The organism is Klebsiella quasivariicola, assembly GCF_002269255.1.
GTDB classification, from domain to species: domain Bacteria; phylum Pseudomonadota; class Gammaproteobacteria; order Enterobacterales; family Enterobacteriaceae; genus Klebsiella; species Klebsiella quasivariicola.
The window spans coordinates 1,948,521-1,970,127 of sequence record NZ_CP022823.1 but is presented as its reverse complement, the minus strand read 5'-3'; the positions used below and the strand labels follow the sequence as shown (position 1 = coordinate 1,970,127).

18 protein-coding genes, 1 tRNA gene and 1 pseudogene are annotated in these 21,607 nt (G+C 57.4%); 7 read left to right on the top strand and 13 right to left on the bottom strand.

Annotated features, from left to right (window positions below; all coding sequences use genetic code 11):
• Positions 1–318 precede the first annotated feature (318 nt).
• Genes B8P98_RS09840 through B8P98_RS09805 form a run of 8 tightly spaced genes read right to left on the bottom strand, consistent with a single transcriptional unit; the run spans position 319 to position 8,086 of the window.
• A complete protein-coding gene (locus B8P98_RS09840; RefSeq protein WP_025711149.1) occupies positions 319–1,509 on the bottom strand; it encodes an ABC transporter substrate-binding protein in 1,191 nt (396 codons plus the stop codon).
• Positions 1,510–1,513: 4 nt separating this feature from the next.
• A complete protein-coding gene (locus B8P98_RS09835; protein ID WP_080924877.1) occupies positions 1,514–2,536 on the bottom strand; it encodes a CobW family GTP-binding protein in 1,023 nt (340 codons plus the stop codon).
• Positions 2,526–2,837 (bottom strand): hypothetical protein, encoded by a 312-nt coding sequence (locus B8P98_RS09830; protein WP_080897511.1) that lies wholly within the window; start codon positions 2,835–2,837, stop codon positions 2,526–2,528. The genes B8P98_RS09835 and B8P98_RS09830 overlap by 11 nt, the downstream gene beginning before the upstream one ends.
• Positions 2,838–2,847: 10 nt before the next feature.
• Positions 2,848–3,594, bottom strand: a complete 747-nt coding sequence (locus B8P98_RS09825; RefSeq protein ID WP_095032935.1) for an SDR family NAD(P)-dependent oxidoreductase — start codon at positions 3,592–3,594, stop codon at positions 2,848–2,850.
• Between the two features lie 9 nt (positions 3,595–3,603).
• Positions 3,604–4,380: an SDR family NAD(P)-dependent oxidoreductase gene (locus B8P98_RS09820; protein ID WP_077253999.1), complete on the bottom strand. Its 777-nt coding sequence runs from the start codon at positions 4,378–4,380 to the stop codon at positions 3,604–3,606.
• 9 nt (positions 4,381–4,389) lie between these two features.
• Positions 4,390–5,763 carry an MFS transporter gene (locus B8P98_RS09815; protein ID WP_025711154.1) on the bottom strand — a complete coding sequence of 458 codons (1,374 nt, stop codon included), beginning with the start codon at positions 5,761–5,763 and terminating at the stop codon, positions 4,390–4,392.
• 32 nt (positions 5,764–5,795) lie between these two features.
• Positions 5,796–6,677 carry a polysaccharide deacetylase family protein gene (locus tag B8P98_RS09810; RefSeq protein WP_025711155.1) on the bottom strand — a complete coding sequence of 294 codons (882 nt, stop codon included), beginning with the start codon at positions 6,675–6,677 and terminating at the stop codon, positions 5,796–5,798.
• Positions 6,678–6,679: 2 nt separating this feature from the next.
• The gene (locus tag B8P98_RS09805; protein ID WP_095032934.1) at positions 6,680–8,086 is read right to left on the bottom strand and encodes an amidase family protein; all 1,407 of its coding nucleotides are present in this window, start codon (positions 8,084–8,086) and stop codon (positions 6,680–6,682) included.
• A 319-nt stretch (positions 8,087–8,405) separates the two neighbouring features.
• Between B8P98_RS09805 and B8P98_RS09800 the strand changes: the two genes are divergently transcribed.
• The gene (locus B8P98_RS09800) at positions 8,406–9,416 is read left to right on the top strand and encodes a GntR family transcriptional regulator (protein ID WP_095032933.1); all 1,011 of its coding nucleotides are present in this window, start codon (positions 8,406–8,408) and stop codon (positions 9,414–9,416) included.
• 47 nt (positions 9,417–9,463) lie between these two features.
• Here B8P98_RS09800 and ldtA read toward each other — a convergent pair whose 3' ends face one another.
• The 3 genes from ldtA to nac all read right to left on the bottom strand — a co-directional run bounded on the left by ldtA (position 9,464) and on the right by nac (position 12,458).
• The gene (ldtA, locus tag B8P98_RS09795) at positions 9,464–10,405 is read right to left on the bottom strand and encodes a L,D-transpeptidase (RefSeq protein ID WP_080897507.1); all 942 of its coding nucleotides are present in this window, start codon (positions 10,403–10,405) and stop codon (positions 9,464–9,466) included.
• Between the two features lie 78 nt (positions 10,406–10,483).
• Positions 10,484–11,434, bottom strand: coding sequence for an HTH-type transcriptional regulator Cbl (gene cbl, locus B8P98_RS09790; protein ID WP_004180456.1), 951 nt, complete (start codon positions 11,432–11,434; stop codon positions 10,484–10,486).
• 106 nt (positions 11,435–11,540) lie between these two features.
• Entirely contained in the window at positions 11,541–12,458 is a 918-nt protein-coding gene (nac, locus tag B8P98_RS09785; protein ID WP_002911729.1) for a nitrogen assimilation transcriptional regulator NAC, read from the bottom strand.
• Positions 12,459–12,788: 330 nt separating this feature from the next.
• Here nac and B8P98_RS09780 point away from each other — a divergent pair.
• A tRNA-Asn gene (locus B8P98_RS09780) sits at positions 12,789–12,864 on the top strand.
• Positions 12,865–12,957: 93 nt separating this feature from the next.
• On the opposite strand, the gene B8P98_RS09775 is transcribed toward B8P98_RS09780, so the two are convergent.
• Positions 12,958–14,592 (bottom strand): Na+/H+ antiporter, encoded by a 1,635-nt coding sequence (locus B8P98_RS09775; RefSeq protein WP_025711161.1) that lies wholly within the window; start codon positions 14,590–14,592, stop codon positions 12,958–12,960.
• Positions 14,593–15,183: 591 nt separating this feature from the next.
• Between B8P98_RS09775 and acuR the strand changes: the two are divergent.
• The 3 genes and pseudogenes from acuR to B8P98_RS09760 all read left to right on the top strand — a co-directional run bounded on the left by acuR (position 15,184) and on the right by B8P98_RS09760 (position 17,912).
• A pseudogene (gene acuR / locus B8P98_RS09770) lies at positions 15,184–16,009 on the top strand (acrylate utilization transcriptional regulator AcuR).
• Positions 15,942–16,862, top strand: coding sequence for an MDR family oxidoreductase (locus B8P98_RS09765; protein ID WP_223862129.1), 921 nt, complete (start codon positions 15,942–15,944; stop codon positions 16,860–16,862). Before acuR ends, B8P98_RS09765 begins: the two are co-directional and overlap by 68 nt.
• Positions 16,863–16,979: 117 nt before the next feature.
• A complete protein-coding gene (locus B8P98_RS09760; RefSeq protein ID WP_095032932.1) occupies positions 16,980–17,912 on the top strand; it encodes a nucleoside recognition domain-containing protein in 933 nt (310 codons plus the stop codon).
• Here B8P98_RS09760 and B8P98_RS09755 read toward each other — a convergent pair.
• Positions 17,823–19,445 (bottom strand): alpha/beta hydrolase, encoded by a 1,623-nt coding sequence (locus tag B8P98_RS09755; RefSeq protein WP_080897516.1) that lies wholly within the window; start codon positions 19,443–19,445, stop codon positions 17,823–17,825. The two genes, B8P98_RS09760 and B8P98_RS09755, sit on opposite strands and share 90 nt — an antisense overlap.
• 270 nt (positions 19,446–19,715) lie before the next feature.
• On the opposite strand from B8P98_RS09755, the gene pmrD reads away from it, so the two are divergent.
• Both pmrD and B8P98_RS09745 read left to right on the top strand, forming a co-directional pair.
• The gene (pmrD, locus tag B8P98_RS09750) at positions 19,716–19,961 is read left to right on the top strand and encodes a signal transduction protein PmrD (protein ID WP_080897505.1); all 246 of its coding nucleotides are present in this window, start codon (positions 19,716–19,718) and stop codon (positions 19,959–19,961) included.
• Positions 19,962–20,090: 129 nt separating this feature from the next.
• A complete protein-coding gene (locus B8P98_RS09745; protein ID WP_025711167.1) occupies positions 20,091–21,545 on the top strand; it encodes an AMP nucleosidase in 1,455 nt (484 codons plus the stop codon).
• The last annotated feature ends 62 nt before the right edge of the window (positions 21,546–21,607 follow it).

The following is a 21,607-nucleotide window of genomic DNA, read 5'->3' as shown; positions in this document are numbered from 1 at the left end:
GTGATCTACTATTCCGCGCAGCTATTTAGTCGATGTTGAGCAGGTCATTAATATGCGGCGTTCATGGTCAGAGAAACCAACTCGATAGCCGACTGGCGAGAGGCCATTTTATGGTCTGTTGCACTTCAGCACTTGGTGGTCATTCTGGTGGTCTTGACAGGGAGAGTTTTCAGGTTTAGCTTATTTATTAGCCAGTTACTGGCAAAGGCGATCCCAGTCAGAGGAGCCAAATTTAAAAAGCCTGCTTTCGAGCAGGCTTTTTGCTTTTGAGCTTTCATCAGACCGGCCTCCCCTCTGGCCAGTCCGGCCGCATAAGGGTTAGCGGCGCATTAGTGCCTCCTGCCAGCGTCGCGTCAGATAGTTATGTTCATCCATCACCGAATTCCATACCGCAATATGTCCCATCCGCTGCTCGTAGCTTCCACCATCCCGACGTTCACCCGCAGGAATCAGCGGCGCGCCAGAGGCATCCAGGAGTAATTCAGCGGCCGGTTTTCCTGCATACCAATAATCCCATTCGGCCTGCGACAGACAAGCGCGGCTCCGCTGCGGGTTGGAAATATAATACCCCTGCCGGGCCATTACTGCGCCGGGCCAACCAGACTGCCACCAGTTAAGGTAATCATAGGCCGCTTCTTTTACCTTCCCGGTCACGCAGCGAGACAGCGACATGCCGCCATACCACGCCCGATAGCCTTCTCGCGGGCGCGCCATTTTATAGCCTCGCTGATGGAAATGGCGCCGGAAATAGATGGGAGCCCATAAACTCTGGACCTCAACGCATCGATTATCGATTAAATCGCATGCCTGATCCTGGGACGACCAGAATGCGGCAAAATGTCCCTGGCGATTAAGATGGGCTAATCCTTGAGTCAAAACATCGATCTCTTCCAGTGTCAGATTGCCAATATCGGCAAACTGCGCCATCCCCGCGCCCTGCATAGCCAGAGCGGCATCGATCCCTCCCATAGCCGCATCCTCCTGCAGGGCGACCGCGCCAGTGAGCGCACTATGCAGCAACCATCCCCAACTCTCTTCTTCCTGCTGAAGCGCCTCGGGAAGACGGTCGACATGATAGGCAAAGCTATCGGCATTATGCGTCAATGGCAGCATACTGATGAGATCGCTCGGCTGGCTGCTTAAATGGCGATCCCGTTGAACGTACAAGCGCTGGGACGGTACACTGCCATCGGCGACAACGCCGTTCAGCGTGCCCTGCTTCGCCAGTTCGTTTACTTCGTCCCAATATTTCAGCCGCTTCACCTCCAGCGGCTGAATAGCACGTGCCGGCCAGACAAAATCGATATTATGAAACCACTGGTCATAGAGATCGTAACTTTCAGGCTGCATAACCGCGATGCGCTGGGCATCTTCCACGCTATGCAGCAGGTATTCGATCTTGATCCCCAGCTCCTGCTCAGCGCGAACGCGCAATATCTCCAGCAACGTCACCGATGTGCCCAAAACCCGAAGCGTTAATGGGGGAGAAATAATCGCCGCAGAACTCATCCCTTCAGGACTCCTGTAATACTTGCATAAAGCGGCTAAAGGCCTGCTGCAAGCGATGCGCCTCCAGTCCACGTAATATAAATACCAACGTTGAACGGCTTAACGCTCCCGGCCAGTCATCCAAATGCACCGGAGGATGCAACGTATGCTGTACACCATGAATAACCACCGGACTATCGCTGTCGCTCACGCGCAAAATGCCTTTCATTCTCAGCACCGCGCCACCATGGCAATGTAATAGCATGGATAACCAGATAGCAAAAGCGGGCCAGTTTAGCGACTGCTCAAGCGAAATCACGCACGTTTCTGTCGTGGGATGCGCCCCGCCATCGCGCTTTGGCAGCAACGAAAACGTGTTGTCAGCACATGACCCTAACCAGCGGAAACGTTGTTCATGAGAGCCGCGAAACACTTCACTTCGGAACAGCCAGTCCGGGGTATCCTGCGCCAGCCGCGTAGTGCCCACTTCCGCCAGCGGATTAAGCTGACGCAGCCACTGCTGGAGTGTCACCGTCTCCTCGGGGGCAACGCGATCGCTCTTACTCACCAGCAGTTTGTCCGCTGCCGTCACCTGCGCCAGCCACTCGGGCTGAAGATCGGCTTGACGGTGGGCATGTTCCGCATCGACAAGTGTGACCAGCGTCCCTGGCGTGAAATGGCTCTGCAACTGACGATCGTGGAGAAGCGTCGATAAGATGGGAGCCGGATCGGCCAGCCCGCTGGTTTCCAGAACCACATAGCGAAACGGCGGGATCAGGCCGCGCGCCCGCCGTTCATAAAGCGCCAGCAGAGCGGCCTGCAATTCCCCCCGAATCTGACAGCATACGCAACCGCTCGGCAATAACACGGTATCCGGCGCGACTTCGTGAAGCAGATGATGGTCGATCCCGACCTCGCCAAACTCATTCACCAGCAGAGCAATGTCGTTCACGTCCTGCCGGGTGAGCCAGTTTTTCAGCAGCGTTGTTTTACCGCTACCCAGAAACCCGCTCAGCACATGGAGGGGTAATTTCTCTTCAGCAGGCATAGGCTTCCCCTTTGGCCTCAAGCGAGGCTAACCAGGCATCATCGAGCGGATCGATCGCCTGATGCAGCATCTTCTCTGCTTCTTTCCACAACCGATCCAGGGAGTGGACCAGCACCTGTTGTCCCGTCGGGCTGGCCAGCAGCCATTGACCATGAAATTCCGTCAGCGAGAGGCGCCAGGGCTTCAGCGTACGGTTTAGTAATGCCAGCTGCCGCAGGCGCAGCTGGCGTAGGGGAATATCCTGCCGCAGCGGATCGCTCCACTGCGGCCCGTTATCAAGCAGGCCGCATACTCCGCACATCATCTACTCCTCAAGGCATCACATCACCCGAATTAGGCCCCAGCGTCTGGCCAACGAACAGATTTCCCCCTGGCTCGCTGGCCAGCAGCAGCGCCACCGGCGCAACTTCTTCTGCTCGCCCAAAGCGCCCCAGCGGCAGCTCCGCCGTTTTTGCCGTCTTCCACGCCTGGTGGATCCCCTCAATAAGCGGGGTTTCAATCGGTCCGGGTGCGATAGCGTTTACCAGCACATTGTGGCTGGAGACTTCCAGCGCCAGTGATTTCGTCAGGCCAATTACGCCAGCCTTAGCGGCCGCATAGTGACACAGCTCTGCCCCACCTTTGATGCCCAGTTGGGAAGCGATATTGATAATACGCCCCCGGCGTTGGCTCAACATCACTGGCAGAGCTCGCTGGCAGGCCAGAAACACGCTGCGCAGATCGACGGCCATCATGGTTTCCCACATCTCCAGGGTGATATCGGTGCAGGGAGCCTGGGTAAGCATGCCCGCATTGTTGACCAGAACGTCAATCCCCTCATAGTGCCCCAGGCAGGCATCCACGCCAGCCGTTGCCCCGTCGACCTCGCCAACGTCAGCCACCACGCCATAACATTGCGCCCCAATTAACCGACTACGCTGTACCACCCCTTCCAGTTTTTTACGGTCCCGGTCGGTAAGTATCAGTCGTGCCCCTTCGCCGGCAAAAAGCAGTGCGATAGCCTCGCCGATACCACTTGCCGCCCCCGTCACCACACAACGTCTGTTTCGCAACTGCATAGTGGCTCCTTAATCCGGCCAGCGGACGGTCAAACCACCGTCAACAATAAGGCTTTGCCCGGTCAGATAGCGGCTTTCGTCGCTGGTGAGAAAAGCCACTACGCGAGCAATATCATCCGGACAGCCAACCCGCCCCAGTGGAATCGATCTGGCTGCTTTTGCCAGCCCCTCCGGCCCCAGTGAGTTCTGTTTATCCAGCGACTGTGGGGTTTCAATCAACCCGGGGATCACGGCGTTGCAGCGGATACCTCGTGGTGCAAGCTCAACGGCCAGTGAGCGACAGAGCCCGGGGACCGCGGCTTTCGCCGCCGCGTAGTGCGCGTGCTCCTGCCAGCCATAGACGCCCCCGGCAATCGATGAGATCGCGACCAGGCTTCCGCCGCTGACCAGCCGTGGCGAAGCCGCCCGGAAACACCGCATCACGCCGGTTAAGTCTACGTTAAGCATTTCGCTCCAGCGCTCGTCGCTCATCTCTTCAATAGAGGCACAGCGTAAGATCCCGGCATTGGCGATAACATAATCAAGGCGGCCAAAATGAGCGACGCCTTGCGCTATAAACGTATCAACCGACGCCGTATCGGCGACGTTCAGCGGCAGCCAGAGCGCATCGCCACCAGCCTCCTCAACCTGAGCAGCGGCGACAGTTGGGTCATGCGGATCGTCCGGGTAGTAACCGGCGATCACCCGCACACCGCGGCGGGCATACAGGGTGGCCAGCGCCAGACCAATGCCGCTTGCCGCACCACTGATTGCCGCTACTGGCTGACTGATGTTTGTCGTTTCCATCGTTGCTCCTTACGCCTGAGGTTGCGTATTAACGGTCTTGTTCATCCCTGACGCGTGCTGGACATCGCCACGCGCCAGCCACATCACCCCACCCGAGATAAAGCAGGGTATGGCGCCAAACCACAGCGCAGCATCCTGCCAGTGCCCTTCATGGCTTAACACCGCGGTGGTACCAACGCTGGCGATGATCGCCCCGACCGGTCCCATCGCGCCAATCAGCGCCCCTGCCGTAGCACGGATGGCGGTAGGAAAGCTTTCGCTAATGAAAAACAGCGCGGCGGCGTAGGGACCAATCAGGAAGAACAGACCAATACTGTAGAGCGTGACGATAGTGGCAAAGTTGTCCGGACAGTAAAGCATGCCGGCAAACGCCACACCGCCCAGCATCCACCCGACCGCGATAGTGTTACGACGCCCAATCCGGTCGCCCAGCCAGCCGTGAGCCAGGTAACCGCAATAGCCCACGAGGTTGGACAGGATTAAGATAAGCAATGAGTTGTTAAAAGAAACATCATGGGTTTTGGTGATGACCGTCGTTCCGAGCACGCTAAAAATCTGAATGGCAAACCAGTTAATCAGGACCGCCGCCCCCAGTACCAGGGTGGCGCGCAGTGATGGACCACGAAACGCTGCGGCAATCCCACCGCGGTGATGTTCTTCCCATGAAATCTGATAATCCTGAGCGACCTGACGGGCTTCGGCGACCTGCCCTTGTTCACGCAAATGTTGGATTTTCTTTTGTACCTGGAACTGAGGTGTTTCTTTAAGTTTTAGCGCCAGCACAGCGATGACCAGTGAAGGTAATGCCGCAAAAATGAAGCTGCCCTGCCAGCCGATGATGGGCATTAAAATGGCGGTCAATGCTGAAGCAACCAGCGCGCCGACCGGCCAGCCACCTTGCACAAGACTGTAGACAAACCCTTTACGTTTGTTGAGCTTCGGATCGTCGAGCGCGGTATACAGCTCCGATAAATAGGTGGCGTTCACCGTCTGTTCCGCGTATCCCAACCCCGCGACAGAGCGAATGGCCGTCAGCGCACCTTTGCCCCATGCGCCGCCCACAGCGGTCAGTAATGAGCACAACGCGGCACCGCCAACGGTAATGACAATCCCCATCCGGCGTCCCAGACGATCGACCAGCGGACCAATCGCCAGCGCGATCACTGCGCCGCCTACCGCCACCCAGGTGGCGATTTCCGCTTGCTCAACCTCATTCCAGCCAAAATGGAGACCAATTTCCGGCAGCAACGTGCCAAAAAGGATGAAATCATAGACAGCGAAAACCCAGGCAAAAAAGGCAATCCAGGTGGCAAATTTCACATCCTTGATGGTTAACTGCTGCGGCTGCCAGCCGTTTACGGAGGTTTTGTTAAAAATGCTCATAGCGTAATCCCTCTGTCAGGGGGTAAATGACATTATGCCGAGCGCGGTTTGCGCGCTTTAAAATCATCTGCAATTTCGTCAAAGGTCACGAAGCGAACGCCATCGTGGCTACGGATGTACTGAATCAGGCGTTCAAGCATCAACAACACCTGGGGACGGCCGGAAACATCGGGATGGATAGTCATGGTGAAGACGGCGTAATCATTTTCGCGATAGACCCAGTCGAACTGGTCGCGCCACATCTCCTCCAGATGGCGTGGGTTGACGAAGCCATGGCTATTAGGGGATTTTTTGATAAACATCATCGGTGGCAGATCGTCGAGATACCAGTTGGCTGGAATTTCAACCAGATCGGTCTCCTCTCCGCGCTGCAATGGTTTCATCCACGCATCGGGATGCTTGCTGTAGTCGATTTTTGTCCAGCTGTCACCTACCCTGACATAGTACGGATGGAAGTCGTTGTGCATCAGACTGTGGTCGTATTTAATGCCCTTTTTTAACAGCAGCTCGTTAGTCACATTGCTAAATTCCCACCACGGCGCCACATACCCGGTTGGGCGTTTACCGGCTAACTGCGTTACCAGTTCGATGCTACGATCCAGCACGGCTTCCTCCTGGGCCGGCGTCATGGCAATCGGGTTCTCATGGCTATAACCATGGATCCCCACCTCATGCCCTGCCTCCACAACCGCTTTCATCTGCTCCGGAAAGGTCTCTATCGAATGCCCGGGAATAAACCACGTCGTACGTAATTGCTGCTCCGCGAACAGTTTCAGCAGTCGTGGCGCGCCCACTTCCCCGGCAAACAAGCCGCGTGAGATATCATCTGGTGAATCCTCGCCACCGTATGACCCCAGCCAGCCGGCAACGGCATCAACGTCCACACCAAATGCGCAAAGGATTTCTTTGGCCATGTTTATTTTCCTTTTGAGTTGAGGGATAACGAATTGGCGCCATCACCTTTGGAGGGCGCCAGCAGATGCGCTACTGCACAGGCAGCGCCTAAAAGCGAGCGATCTTCACCGCTCGATGAAGAGAAAAGCAGACTGGTATACAGGCCGTTCGCCGTCGTACCGCTTGGCACCGCGAGACCGGGCATATCCAGTAAACTACCTGGCATGGTTAAGCGCAGCGTGGCGCTATTGGCGAGGGCAAATGTCTCGGCATCCGCCTGCAAGGGCGCCAGTCGCGGCGCGGTATGCGCGACCGTCGGGGTCACCAAAATCGCGCCATTGAGTTCTTCAGCCAGTGCCTGCTGCCAGACCGGACGTAGACGCATAAAGCTGGTGAGCACCGCCGGATCAATCGTGCCGGAGGCCAGCAGCCGGCGGCGAATGAACGGATCCATCGCCGTTGCTGCCGGTGATGCCAACAGCGAGGCATGTAACTGAAAGGCTTCAATCGCCCCTGGCCAGCCATGGTGAGCAATCCAGGTAAGTGCCTCATGAAAGGCTGGCAGGCACCGATATTCAACAACAACGCCTGACGCCGCTAATCGGGACAGCAACGAGACACTGTTGTCACGGACGCTAGCATCAGCGGCGTCGAGAATGTCCGGATCGACAATTAACCGTGGAACCGGCGACGAAGTCGTCTCCTCGCCACAGAGAATGACATCAAGGGCGTAAGCATCGCGAACGCTGCGACAAAGAGGCCCGAGCGTATCGAGAGACGCCGCCAGGGGAAACACTCCGCTCGCGTCATAGCGGTGACGGCTGGCGCGAAAACCGACTGCTCCGTTAAACGCAGCAGGGATACGCACGGAACCCGCGGTGTCCGTTCCTATTGCAATACAGGCCACCCCTTGAGCAACCGCTCGCGCCGCGCCACTGGAAGAGCCGCCAGGAACATGTTCCTCGCCATCGGTTGCCAGTAATGCCGGGGTGGTAAACGTCGGGTTAATACCCAGGCCGGAAAAGGCAAACTCACTCAGATTGGTTTTGCCGATAGTCACCATTCCCGCCTGCGTCAGGCGCGCTACCATTCCGGCATCGTGTGTCGCGAGAGGCGCATCCAGACGGGTTGCGGAACCTGCAGTGGTTCGGGTCCCGGTGATATCGAATAAATCTTTCCAGCAGACCGGGATACCGTCCAGCGGGCTCAGCGGCGCGCCCTTACGCCAGCGCTGCGTCGAGGCGGCAGCCTCCTGACGGGCGCGTTCGGGAGTCAGCGTAATAAAAATCCCCTGGGTCTCTTTTGCCGCCGTCAGGCAGGCTTCCGTAAACGCAAGTGGCGACAGCTGGCCGCTGGCAAACAGCGCGGCAATGGCACAGGCATCAATTTGCCCCTGCTGAAATTGCAGGCGAATCGTATTCGCGTTCATATCACCCTTAAATGTATATTTAAATAAAAATCCATTTAAACATAGCAAAACAAGTGCCAGAGCAATGACATAAAAGTGTCTAAAATGTGATCATTGTGTGTTAATTTTGTTTTAATTATGTATTTTCAAGAAGATATAAGCGGCTGGAGTAGTGCAATAACAGTTAGAAGGGAACGTCATGAGCGAGTGCTTTAAATGTATATTGTATGTGATGATCCATTAATGGGCAGCCTGCACCAGCGCGGTGCCAATGATGGGCGTTGGTATGACACTGCTCAGGATGTGATAAGGTAAGTTTGATGAGGTAAGGATCGAACATATGGTCATGCAGACAAACCCTTCGCATGCGGCAACGGAAGACACCGCCGCTGCGCGCTATGAAGTTATTCGTCAGTTTTTACGTCATATTCTGGTTGCCCAGCGAGTGCCCAAGGGGCTGGTGCTTCTGGAAGGTCCGTTAGCACAATTATTCGGTACCAGCCGGGTGCCAGTGCGTCGGGCGCTCAGTCTGTTACATGAAGAAGGGTTAATTACCCGCTTCGAGGGGCGTGGTTTTATCGTGGCGCAGCCTGACGAAGAGGTCGAGCCATTGCGCCTTGCCCTGACCAGGGAGCTCTTCGGCCTTGACGAGCAGCAGCCCCTGGTGGATACCCGTACCAGTGGTGAAAAGGTGCTGGAAAACCTGCAGGTTGTACTCTCAACAGCGATGGTATTTGGCTGTTACTCGGTAAATGAGCAAAAAGCGGCACAATATTATAATGTTAGCCGCTCGGTGATCCGTGAAAGTCTGATGCGTTTGCGCGACAAGGGACTGGTAGAAAAAGAACCTTACTCACAGTGGTTGACCGGCCCGCTTACCGCGCGCGAAATCGCCGATCACTTCGAGATCCGCGCCAGCCTTGAACCCGCAGCGCTGTGCAAGGCAGGCCCTCATCTTCCATCGGCGTGGCTGGCGTCTATGCTGCAAAAGACGCAGGGTTATAAAGGTCGACAATTGACCGCCGCGGAACTGGAGTTACTGGAAGAAGATCTTCACATCCGCTGCCTCGAACCGGCAGGTAATAAGCTGATGATGCAGATCCTGCGCCAGCATCAGTCCCCTTTCATCATCACGCGTATCTTCTATGATTTACTGGCCATTCCGGTAGAAACCGCCACGCTGGAAGAACACGCTCTGGTGTATGACATGTTGCTGAAAGGAAACTGGGCGCTGGCGGCCGCCTGCCTGAAAGATCACCTTGAACGCGCGCAATCCCGGACGCTTCAGCGTTTAAAAGTGCTTTCCGTGCTGCCTGTCCCCGAGTTACCCGATTTTATGGAAGCGAACTAAACAGATGGCGTCCCGCAGACGGTGGTCAGCCCGCCATCGTTCGAGACCTACAAACTCCCCTGCACCGCTGCAGCGCTGATATTCACCGGCATGCCGGAGCGGCGCTGCAGGGTTTGCTCGGCCTGCGAAGGACTCACTCCCGGCCCCTGAGTAAACTCGCGCAGCGACGACGTCATCGGTAAGGGGACCTTTCTGTCAGATTCAAATTCCGCCCGGTTGCGCGACAGCGGCTCGTGCACCTCCAGCCAATGGCTGCCGTCCGGCTCCACGGTGTACTTCACCGGCTGATCGATTAGCTGGACGCGCGTCCCGACCGGCACATTATCAAACAGGAATTTAATATCGTCATTGCGCAGGCGAATGCACCCCTGGCTGACGCGCAGCCCAATGCCAAAGTTAGCGTTGGTGCCGTGGATGGCGTACAGCCTGCCAATGTAGATCGCATACAGCCCCATCGGATTATCAGGCCCGGGCGGCACCAGCGCCGGCAGGGTTTTGCCCTCTTTCGCATACTCGCGCCGGGTATTGGCGGTCGGAACCCAGGTCGGTCCCTCCTGCTTGCGCTCTACCGCCGTCACCCAGTTACGCGGCGTTTCACGCCCCGCCTGACCGATGCCGATTGGCAGGACTTCGACGCTATTACCCATTGGCGGGTAATAATAGAGGCGCATTTCCGCGACGTTGATGACGATCCCTTCGCGCACCGTGTCGGGCAGGATCAACTGCTGGGGGATGGTTAGTGTTGAACCGGAATGCGGCAGATATACATCAACGCCGGGGTTAGCTTCCAGCATATTGCTCAACCCCTGGCCGTACTGGGCAGCAAAACTTTCCAGCGGTTGGGTGTTGTTCTCCGGAACGGCGATGGTAAATGTGCTGCCTACCAGACGGCTTCCCTCCGGCGGCAGCGGATAGCTGACGGCCAGTGCGCTATGGCTGGCGAGCAGCATCAGCGCCGAACAGAGTAATTTCACACGCCGCATCGTCATTTTCCCTTCCTCAGTCGCGACTCTCGTGTGTGAATTATAGCGGTATTTTCTCTACCCGACGCGTTAACCCGCCATGGCTTAAATCTGATAGTCGATAGCAGCCTCTTCCGGCTCCATCGCCTGGCGCTTGATCTCATCAAGCGACAGTCCGGCATTGCACAGTTCGATAAAGCGCCAGACGTAATTGCGCTGGAGCTGGCCCCGCTTTAAGCCCAGCCACACGGTATTGGCATCGAACAGATGGCGGGTATCGAGGCGCGTAAAAGTATCGGCTTCCCGGGCATCCCCGGACTGCTCAGCGACCAACCCGACCCCCAGCCCCAGCTCAACATAGGTCTTGATAACATCGGAATCCTGCGCGCTCAGCACGATATCCGGCATCAGCCCTTTGCGGTTGAAAGCTTCATCGATACGCGAACGGCCAGTGATCCCCTGCCGATAGGTGATTAACGGCCAGCGGGCAATCGCCTCCAGCGTCAGGGGAGAAACCTGGGTCAGGGGGTGATCCTTCGGCACCAGCAGGCTGTGATGCCAGCGGAACCAGGGGAAAGCCGCCAGCGTCGGATCGTTGCTCAGGCGCTCGCTGGCGATGCCAATATCCGCCCCGCCGTTATGCAGCAGCGCTTCGATTTCCTGCGGGGTGCCCTGCACCAGTTCGACGCGGACATCAGAGAACAGCTCACGGAAGGCTTTAATCACCGGCGGCAGGCTATAGCGCGCCTGGGTATGGGTGGTGGCGATGGTTAAAACGCCGGAGGCATCATTCGTAAAGAGATCCGCCAGCCGCCGGACGTTGCTGGCTTCATTGAGGATCCGCTCGGCAATCGATAATAGCGCTTTACCCGGCTCGGTCATGCCTAACAGGCGCTTACCGCGGCGGATAAAGATCTCAATCCCCAGCTCCTCTTCCAGTTCCCGGATATGGCGACTGACGCCTGACTGCGAGGTATAGAGCATATTCGCGACTTCCGTCAGGTTGTAATCCTGACGGGCCGCCTCACGGATAATTTTCAGTTGCTGGAAGTTCACCCTTTCCTCCGGGCCAATGGACTTAACGTATCTGCTATTGTTAAAGTCTGTTGTCCCAGGTAACAAATAATAAAAACCAGCAACTTATTCCTTAAGAGAATATAGCCTAACTAACCAGCTGCAGTTCACGGTTCTCCAGCGACGGGCGGCTCACCAGAGACAGCAGGATCTCTTTCACCGCCTGCGCCTGCGGCGACAGACTACCGCGTGCCGACATATTCAGCGACAGCGACAGGCTCATCGACGGCGTGCTAATCCGCGCCATCCAGCCGTTTGCCGCGCCGCACAGGGAGCGGGCAGCGGATTCCGGCAGGACCGTCGCCCCCATGCCGCTGGCGATAGCCGCGGTCAGGGTGGTAATGGATTCGATCTCGCCGATAATTTTCGCCGACAGACGACGCAGGGTGAACGCCTCGGTGACCCGCGCCCGTACCGCGCTGTAATCCCGCGGCAGGAACAGGTTCATCTCCGCCACCGCCGTGAGATCCACGCTCTGTCCCGGGCAGTCGCGGGTACCCACCAGATAGAGGTCCTCTTTCAGCAGCGGCTGACTGACGATGCCGGCCACCGGTGAACGCTCATACAGCACCGCCATATCCAGCTGGCCCGCCAGCAGTTTGTCATTCAGCGCGGTGCCACTGCTCTCCTGCAGATAGACCATCACCTCAGGCAGCTCATTACGCACCGTCTGCAGCAACGGCATGGTAATCGCGGAAGCTGCAGTACCCGGCGCCAGGCCAATCGAGACCTGACCACGCAGCGTCTGGCCGACGTTATTAACCGCCAGCTGCGCCTGCTCGCACTGGCGCAAAATGGTCCGCGCATGGGTATAGAGAATTTTACCGGCTTCCGTTGGCGTGACCCCTCGCTTGGTGCGTATCAGCAACTGCTGGTCCATTTCACCTTCCAGGGTCGCGACCTGCTGGCTGAGGGCCGGTTGGGCGATGTGCAAGACTTCAGCGGCCTGGGTCAGACTGCCGATATCGACGATTTTCACAAAATATTTCAGTCGTCTTAAGTTCATTTTGCCTCCTGTAAGGAACGCCAGCGTCAACGCTGGAAGTGTGATGCAAGGAGTTTTGCAATTTGCTTGCCAGCTTTGCATTTCCACCGCTGTTGCCCGCCAGAGGCCGTGTTATAAGGGATAGTGATAGCAATCCGAGTTTTATTTGCCCGGTAAGCAGATTGTGGTATGCCCCATCAGAGGTATATTTGCACCGCAACGGTGCAAACAGGTGAAAAAAACGACGCCAAAAAGTGAGTTGTTGAAATAGTCAGCAGTCGAACGCGATTCTTTGAATCAGGCTTTGACAAGGCAGTCCGGCATCGTTAATATGCGCCCCGTTCACACGATTCCTCTGTAGTTCAGTCGGTAGAACGGCGGACTGTTAATCCGTATGTCACTGGTTCGAGTCCAGTCAGAGGAGCCAAATTTAAAAAGCCTGCTTTCGAGCAGGCTTTTTGCTTTTCTGCGCAGTACGCCTGCCGGAAGGCGAACGGCCCACCCTCCGGCGATTGCGGCTCTAGCGCAAACTCTCTTCTTTCAGATCAATCTCTCTCAGCACCTCATAAAAGGTCGTATCGCTGATGTTATGCGCGCGCCGCAAGCGGAACAGCTCCTGACGCTGGGCGACAATGACCTCCCTTTGCATATATTTCTCCAGTCTGGCGCGTTTAGCCAGCTCCAGCCCGACATCCTGCCCCTCTTCATTATCGTTATAGTGAAGTCGCCGCTGGTACGTTTCCAGCAGCATATTACCGGCATCGGCGCGCAGCGCTTCCTCACTGGGATCGTCCAGCGGTTCATCCAGCAGCGCGTTCAGGCGGTTAATAGCCACTTCGGTCATCACCGCGCCAATATCATCCTTTCCGGTGTCATGAGGTAAATCATCGGCAAGATAGCGGGTCATGAACGGCAGACCGACCGCCGCCACAATGAGCGACATCAGGATCACCGCCATGGAGAGAAAGATCAGCAGTTCGCGCCCTGGAAACGGCGACCCATCGGCCAGCACCACCGGTAGCGTGAGGATACCGGCGAGGGTAACGGAGCCTTTGACCCCGGCCAGCGCCATCACGGACATGATGCTGAAGCGCGGGCGAATGGTGATGGCTTTCCCCCGGCGTTTACGACGGAAAATCGTCAGGGTCATCGACAGCCATACCCAGGCAAAACGCATCACACCGAGCGCCAGGGTGATGGCTACCGCGTACAACAGCAGATACCAGGGAGACGAGACCCCGGCCTGACTGGCTACCGCCGGCAGCGTCCTTAGCATACGCGGCAGCTGTTCGCCCAGCATGAGAAAAATCATTCCGTTGAGGGTCGTCTGCAGCATGCTCCATACCGCGCTACTTTTCATGCGCGTCGCCGGAAGCCGGGGACCCGACAGCTGCTCATAGTGCATTGCGATGCCGGCAGCAACCGCAGCAAGGATCCCCGAGACATGGAACGCCTCGGCAAGCAGATAAGCAACAAAAGGGATAAGCAGGCTTATCAGGATCTGAATAGCGGGCTCCTCGCGGGTGCGCCGCACGAGGAAATTATTGCATTTACCGGTCACCCATACCACTACGAGGCCACTGAGGATCCCCCCGGCCGCCATCAGAAAAAACTTCACGACCGCATCTCCCGGCGAGAAGCTGCCGGTCAGCACCGCGGCGATGGCGAAATTAAAGGCCACGAGGCCTGAAGCATCGTTTAACAGCGACTCCCCTTCGAGTATATGCGCCATCCTCGAGGGAAGCGGCGAGCTGGCGGTCATCGCCGAGACCGCTACCGGATCGGTGGGTGACAGAATAGCCGCAAGGGCAAACCCCGCCGCCACGGTGATAGCCGGAATAAGCCAGTGAATAAACAGACCAATGCCGAGGATCGTCACCAATACCAGACCTATCGCCAGTGACAAAATAGGCTTCATATCCCTGAAGAATGCGTCTTTGGGGATCCGCCAGCCATCGAGAAAAAGCAGCGGCGGGATAAACAGCAGCAAAAAGATATGCGGATCGAAATCAACCTGAAATCCACACGCGGCCAGCGCGGCACCCGCGGCTATCTGGATAAGCGGCAGGGGCACCTTAACGGGCAGAAGATGAGACAGGAACACGGTCACCACGATGGCCATGATAAAGACCAGCACAATAGCAATTAGCGACATTCATCCCCTCCTCTGGCGGTAATATTTATTCTGTACATCTGGCTGTTATTCCTTTTCGCAGGTGGTATTCAGCAACGGGGTATTTATCCCGACGCCGAGAATAAAGGACAGACTTCACTGTCTGGCGGCGTTTCTATTTAAACTGAGTTAGCATCAAGTGCCGAATCAGGGGTGACAATGTGTTTTATCATGTCGACTTTGTCAATGCGCCATCGTCTGCAAATCACTGCCAGCCCGTCTTCCGGGGAGAGAAGCCGTTATGGATCTGCCGACCGGGGACTACGCGAATTAGCCTTTTCACAAGGACAAAACGGCTCAAGCGCTCCGGTCACCCGGTATCTCTATATTTCCGATATTATTCATCCCTATCATTCATTGTGCATACGAATATTAATGACCTGCCCAATATAATCGGCAGATTTATATTTTTTGTCCCCACTGCAGGGAAAACCCCGTATTAGCAATAAATAATCATTAACGTCTCTCCTGCCCGGGATGATTCGTCAGCCAGGCTTACGCTTCCATGCCGTGCTTGCCCTGCCCCGGGATTGGGCGTACCCTGACAAACAATTAAACCATACGGTCTAAATGATGAATCCCGACATCTCTGACAACCTGAAACCCCGCCGCGGTCGGCCCCCAAAGGTCGATCGCCAGTTTATCGACACGCGTCAGGCGCTGATTCGCTCAGGCCTTGAGGTCCTAACTGAAACGGGCTATCTCGCAGCAGGGATCGAGGCCGTCATCAAGAACATCGCCGTACCCAAGGGATCGTTTTACCACTGTTTCAAAAGCAAGGAAGCCTTTGGCCTGGCCGTGCTTGCCGCCTATGGCGACTTTTTTGCGCATAAATTAGATAAATTCCTGCTGAATAGCGCCGTACTACCGCTGGAACGAATGGCGGCCTTCGTGCGTGATGCCGGCCAGGGAATGGAGAAATACCAGTTCCGTCGCGGCTGCCTGGTGGGCAATCTGCTGCAGGAGGCGCCGCTATTACCCGAGGCGTTTCACCAGCGATTGAAAACCATTCTGGCGGCATGGGAGGCGCGAGTAGCCCGCTGTCTGCACGAGGCACGGACTGCCGGGACCATCGCCAGCGACGCCTCACCGCAGGCGCTGGCGCAGGTATTCTGGATCGGCTGGGAAGGCGCGGTGATGCGCGCCAGGCTGGTCCAGTCCGCCACTCCGCTTAACCAGTACTGGGAATTCTTCGCGCACAGTATGACGACAATAACACCTGCACAGGACGGCGATAGCGCCGATAACCCCCTTCAGACGAGGAATACTCAGTCATGAAAGCATTAGTTCTGGACCAGATTGACAACCGTACCGTAGCCACCGTTAAAACGATCGACCTGCCTGCCCTCGCCGAAGGCGATGTGCGGGTCGCCGTCGACTGGTCGAGTCTCAACTATAAAGATGCGCTGGCAATCACTGGCAAAGGAAAGATTATCCGTCAGTTTCCGATGGTGCCCGGTATTGATTTTGCGGGTCAGGTGAAAGAAAGCCGCGATCCGCGCTTTGTTCCCGGCCAGGCCGTGATCCTTACCGGCTGGGGCGTCGGTGAAAACCACTGGGGTGGCCTGGCCACTGAGGCCTGCGTCAAAGGTGACTGGCTGGTTGCTCTGCCGGAGACGCTCAGCGCGCGCCAGGCGATGATCATCGGTACCGCCGGCTTTACCGCGATGTTATGCGTCGATGCTCTCGTCAACGCGGGCATCACTCCCGAAAGCGGGGATATCCTGGTCACCGGCGCCAGCGGCGGGGTCGGCAGCACAGCGGTGGTATTACTGAAAGCGTTAGGCTATCGGGTAACCGCAGTATCGGGCCGGGAGTCAACACACGACTACCTCCGCCAGCTGGGCGTCGATGCGATCCTGCCGCGCAGCGACTTCGCTGAAACCCGTCCACTGGAAAAACAGCTATGGGCGGGCGCAGTCGATACCGTCGGCGGCCCGGTGCTGGCCAAAGTGCTGGCGCAAACGCAATACCGCGGCTGCGTCGCTGCCTGTGGTCTGGCCGGAGGATTCGACCTGCCAACCACCGTGATGCCGTTTATTCTGCGTAATGTGCGCCTGCAGGGGGTGGATTCGGTGATGGTGCCAACCGCTGAACGCGGCGCCGTCTGGCAGCGTCTGGCCCAGCTTCTGCCGGAAAGCTACTACCAGCAAGCCGCCACGGAAATCACGCTGGAGCAGGCGCCAGCGTATGCCGCAGATTTCCTGAGCAACAATATCCACGGTCGCACGCTGGTTAATATCAGTCGGTAAGCCCCTCCGCCCGGCACTCAGCGGTGCCGGGCGGCGCCGCAATCCCGGCATATCATTTCCTTTCCCACGGGATTATGATGGCGCGAACGAATGGCTTTGCGAGTGGTAAAAAAGTAAATGGATGTCATAAGCATCATTATGTCGGCGGGCAAATCGTCCGTTGACGTCGCGCTGTATACGCTGTTGCCGATCATGGTGATTATGCTGATCATCATGAAGTACCTGGAGGTCCGCGGCATCCTCGATGTGATTGTTCGCTGGGTTGCTCCGCTGCTGAAGCCCTTCGGCTTAACCGGGATGAGCGCCTTCGCTCTGATCCAGATTAACTTTGTCAGCTTCGCTGCGCCGCTTGCCACGCTGTCGATTATGGACAAACGCGGCGTTTCCGACCGGCAAATGGCCGCCACGCTGGCCATGGTGTTCGCCATGGGGCAAGGCAATGTCTTCTATCCCCTCACCCCTTTTGGTCTGCACTGGCTGGCGTCGATCGTTATCTCCGTGGTTGGCGGCCTGTGCGCGGCGGCGGTGGCCTGGCACGTCACCGGCCGGCGCTTATCGGTCGTTGAGAATCCCCGCGCGGAAGCGCTGCCCAACGCTGAGCAAAACAGCCAGGGTATTCTGGCGGTAATCAACAGCGCCGGCTCCGACGCCATCCGCCTGGCGCTTGGCGCGGTGCCAATGCTGATCCTGTCGTTAACCATCGTGGGACTGCTGCAGGGCGCCGGGGTCATCGACCTGCTGCAGCAGTTGCTGAAGCCGCTTCTCGCCTGGCTACACATCCCGCAGAATTTTGTGCTACCGGCACTGGTGAAATGCGTCGCCGGGGGCACCGCCTACTTTGGCGTCATATCCGAGCTTATCCAGCAGGGCAAAGTTACCGTCAGCCAGGTCAACGCCTCGGCGGGGCTGCTGATCCAGACATTCGATTTGCCCGGCATTGGTATTTTTCTCGGCATCAGCTCACGGTTTGTCCGTCTGTTTCGCTTCGTGGTTCCGGCGGCGATCGTCGGGATCCTGCTGCGCACCGTTCTGCACCTGATCCTGTTTTAACGCCTCCGCTCTGGCCTGCGCTTTCAGGCAGGCCGCCACCGCCGCCTGTTCGCCGCAGGTGATGTGCTCATCGACGCGCGCCAGCATCCACGGAAAGAAAGGATTGGAGGTGACGCGCATTAACGTCTCCAGCCCCACGCTCAGCGTTCCAGTTTCCCCTCGCAGTGAAATAGTGCCCAGGCTGATGCCGTAGCGGTTCTTCTCGTCCGGCTCGCGACCATACAGCGAGTCACTCAGGGGAAACGGCACTGCCACATGCGACAGAGAATACATATCCGCCGGCCAGGCGAGATGCAACGGGTAACGATGCTCGTTCTGCTCCTGCGCCAGCGTGGTACGGGCGACGGTCTGCAGCGTGTGTGCCGTCGCGTTGGTCACCACCGTGGTGGTATAGGCCCGCGGCGCCGGCGGCAGCAGCGTATTCACTGCCGCATAGAGCGCAGGACGAAACAGGACGCGAAGATCCGCCGCCTGGTTAATATCGAACACCACCAGCTCGCTGCCGTTGTCCGGCAGGTAGCGATACAGGGACTCCACCACCGCCCGGGTGCTGACCGTGGAATCCATCACCGACTGGAAGGTGAGGACCGGCGGCAGTGCTTTCAGCTCGTCCTGCCGCGCCGCACGAATAATCTGCTGCTGCAGCGCCTGACTTAACAGCCAGGACTGTCTCGCCGCCTTAACCGGAAAGGAATTGTACTTGAACGGATTAAACTCAGGCGCCACGTTCAGCCAGGCCGCGCGGGCGAACGCCGGGAAGATGGACGGCAGCCCGGCGAGACCAGCGAAACGGGCAAATGCGGTCACGCCAATCATCGGCGACAGCAGGATAATCTGCTGCGGCTGACGCAGGTGGCTGTCCTCCAGACTATCAAGGGCGTACTTGAGCGCCAGCGCGCCGCCGTTAGAGTAGCCGACCAGATGTAGCGGCACATCTTCCCCGGCCAGACGGGTCGCTTCGCGTACCGCCAGACGCGTTGTCGCCAGCCAGGTCTCCCAGTCAACCGCGGTTAAGGCGCCGGGCGCGGTACCGTGGCCCGGCAGACGTGGCACCACCGCCACATAGCCACGCTGCTGCCAGCGCTGCGCCAGATCGCGTACGCTGTAAGGCGAATCGGTCAGGCCATGGAGCAGCACCACGCTGCCGCGCGGCTTACCCTGCGGCACCAGCACAAAAGAACGGTTCCAGTCCTGGTGAAACTGTCCCGGCCAGACCCGGCTATAGCGATAAAAGCGGTTGACGGGTGTTTTATCTTCTTCCGGCAACTTGTCAGTCACTTCCCGCTGGAGATCGGCAAAAATAGTCTGCTCCCGCGCCCGATACTGGGCAAAGGTCGCCTGGTCTATCTCTTCGGCCGACATCTCGTTGCCACTCCAGGTATGCCAGCGATGCAGGGCCGGGCCGCGCTGGGACTCATAGATCCGTCCAGCGAGAAAGACCACCAGCAGCACCAGTACCGCAATAATCCCTTTTTTCAGTAGCGAGCCGAGGACGACGCCCGGCCTTTGCCAGTGTCGAAAAATATGCTTCATGACGCTCTCTCTTATATTTATCACCTGGCCGTTATCACCCATCTCGTTCCTGACGGACTATTTTTACTGTCTGCTTTTCAGCATAGTTATCGCTGTCGGCAAATTAAACCCGGCCGATCATTCACTCTCAAAGAAAAAAAGCCTAACGATGAGATCAAGGTTCGGGCGCGTATTTCTAAACACTGTATAAACCAAGGGGATAATCTTATTGTCAGACGTTAAAGAAACATGAATTATCGACGTACGTGTCACCAGGACAGGGAGAAACTGATGGAGTGGTGGGTAAAAAAAATACAGGACAATGCTTCAGCCAGTCCCTGCCGCGTCGTGCTCCAGAGCGGCACGCTGGAGATGATCGCTGAAATTGAAGCCTGTAGACTCCATCTGCGGGTGGGGGATAAACTCACACCGCTGACCGATGCGCGCTATTGTCTGAATAATAATCCGGCGCACACGCTAAAGATCCTCAACGCCAGCCATTATAGCAGTGAGCGCTGGGCCAACTTCGTTGGATAAACAGCGCGGCGGGCCCTTAGCCAGTGACGTTTCAGTATCTTCGCATTCACCAGATAAATTCCCTTTCGCCCTTTTCGCGCTGTGACATACTATCGGGAATGTCAGCAGACCTGAAACAAGGAGCGAATCATGAATAACAAGGCCGCCAGTCTGACCCCGGAACAAGCGCTTACCGAGCTGGAAGCGCGCTATGAAGCCTCGGTCACCGCGCTACGCAAAGCCATTGGCGACTATATCGACCATAATACGCTCCCTGATACCGAAGCCCGCGCGGAAGGCCTTTTTGTCTATCCGCAGCTGTCGGTCTCCTGGGACGGCGCCGACCATAAGGCCCTCAAAACGCGCGCCTGGGGGCGTTTCACCCATGCCGGTTGCTATACCACCACCATCACCAATCCGAAATTGTTCCGCAGCTATCTGCTGGAACAACTGACCCTGCTGTATCAGGACTATGGCGCCCATATCAGCGTCGAGCTGTCGCAGCATGAGATCCCCTATCCTTACGTGATAGATGGTTCCACTCTGACCCTTGACCGCTCGATGAGCGCCGGTCTGACACGCTATTTTCCCACCACCGAGCTGTCGCAGATTGGCGATGAGACCGCGGATGGCCTGTTCCATCCCACTGAGTTTTACCCGCTGTCGCACTTTGACGCCCGTCGTGTCGATTTTTCGCTGGCGCGTCTGCGACACTATACCGGCACGCCGGCGGAACATTTCCAGCCCTACGTGCTGTTCACTAACTATACCCGCTACGTGGATGAGTTCGTCAGCTGGGGCTGCAGCCAGATCCTCGATCCTGACAGCCCCTATATCGCCCTCTCCTGTGCCGGCGGGATCTGGATCACTGCGGAAACCGAAGCGCCGGAGCAGGCCATTTCCGATCTGGCCTGGAAGAAGCACCAGATGCCGGCCTGGCATCTGATCACCCACGACGGCAAAGGGATCACGCTGATTAATATTGGCGTCGGCCCGGCAAACGCCAAAACCATCTGCGACCACCTCGCTGTGCTGCGCCCGGACGTCTGGCTGATGATCGGCCACTGCGGCGGCCTGCGCGAAAGCCAGAGTATTGGCGACTACGTGCTGGCGCACGCCTATCTGCGCGACGACCATGTGCTGGACGCCGTTCTGCCGCCGGATATCCCGATCCCCAGCATTGCCGAAGTACAGCGCGCCCTCTACGACGCCACCAAGCAGGTGAGCGGGATGCCCGGCGAGGAAGTGAAGCAACGGCTGCGTACCGGAACAGTCGTCACCACCGACGACCGTAACTGGGAACTGCGCTATTCCGCTTCGGCGCTGCGCTTTAATCTCAGCCGCGCAGTAGCTATCGATATGGAGAGCGCGACCATTGCCGCCCAGGGCTATCGTTTCCGCGTCCCCTACGGCACTTTACTCTGCGTGTCGGACAAGCCGCTGCACGGTGAAATCAAACTCCCCGGCCAGGCCAACCGCTTTTACGAGGGCGCTATCTCGGAGCATTTGCAGATCGGTATCAGGGCGATCGACCTGCTACGCGCCGAGGGGGATCATATGCACTCGCGTAAGCTGCGCACCTTCAACGAGCCGCCGTTCCGTTAATCGATGACGCAGAGATAGAAAGGAAATACGCTGGCGTTCCCCGCAGGGGAGCGTCAGTGTGC

Coding starts and splice junctions, on each gene's coding strand:
- B8P98_RS09745 (WP_025711167.1), top strand. CDS start 20,091: ATGAATAACAAGGCCGCCAGTCTGACCCCGGAACAAGCGCTTACCGAG.
- B8P98_RS09835 (WP_080924877.1), bottom strand. CDS start 2,536: ATGCCTGCTGAAGAGAAATTACCCCTCCATGTGCTGAGCGGGTTTCTG.
- B8P98_RS09810 (WP_025711155.1), bottom strand. CDS start 6,677: ATGGCCAAAGAAATCCTTTGCGCATTTGGTGTGGACGTTGATGCCGTT.
- B8P98_RS09800 (WP_095032933.1), top strand. CDS start 8,406: ATGGTCATGCAGACAAACCCTTCGCATGCGGCAACGGAAGACACCGCC.
- B8P98_RS09825 (WP_095032935.1), bottom strand. CDS start 3,594: ATGCAGTTGCGAAACAGACGTTGTGTGGTGACGGGGGCGGCAAGTGGT.
- B8P98_RS09820 (WP_077253999.1), bottom strand. CDS start 4,380: ATGGAAACGACAAACATCAGTCAGCCAGTAGCGGCAATCAGTGGTGCG.
- nac (WP_002911729.1), bottom strand. CDS start 12,458: ATGAACTTAAGACGACTGAAATATTTTGTGAAAATCGTCGATATCGGC.
- ldtA (WP_080897507.1), bottom strand. CDS start 10,405: ATGACGATGCGGCGTGTGAAATTACTCTGTTCGGCGCTGATGCTGCTC.
- B8P98_RS09830 (WP_080897511.1), bottom strand. CDS start 2,837: ATGTGCGGAGTATGCGGCCTGCTTGATAACGGGCCGCAGTGGAGCGAT.
- B8P98_RS09755 (WP_080897516.1), bottom strand. CDS start 19,445: ATGAAGCATATTTTTCGACACTGGCAAAGGCCGGGCGTCGTCCTCGGC.
- B8P98_RS09815 (WP_025711154.1), bottom strand. CDS start 5,763: ATGAGCATTTTTAACAAAACCTCCGTAAACGGCTGGCAGCCGCAGCAG.
- B8P98_RS09805 (WP_095032934.1), bottom strand. CDS start 8,086: ATGAACGCGAATACGATTCGCCTGCAATTTCAGCAGGGGCAAATTGAT.
- B8P98_RS09760 (WP_095032932.1), top strand. CDS start 16,980: ATGGATGTCATAAGCATCATTATGTCGGCGGGCAAATCGTCCGTTGAC.
- B8P98_RS09840 (WP_025711149.1), bottom strand. CDS start 1,509: ATGAGTTCTGCGGCGATTATTTCTCCCCCATTAACGCTTCGGGTTTTG.
- pmrD (WP_080897505.1), top strand. CDS start 19,716: ATGGAGTGGTGGGTAAAAAAAATACAGGACAATGCTTCAGCCAGTCCC.
- B8P98_RS09775 (WP_025711161.1), bottom strand. CDS start 14,592: ATGTCGCTAATTGCTATTGTGCTGGTCTTTATCATGGCCATCGTGGTG.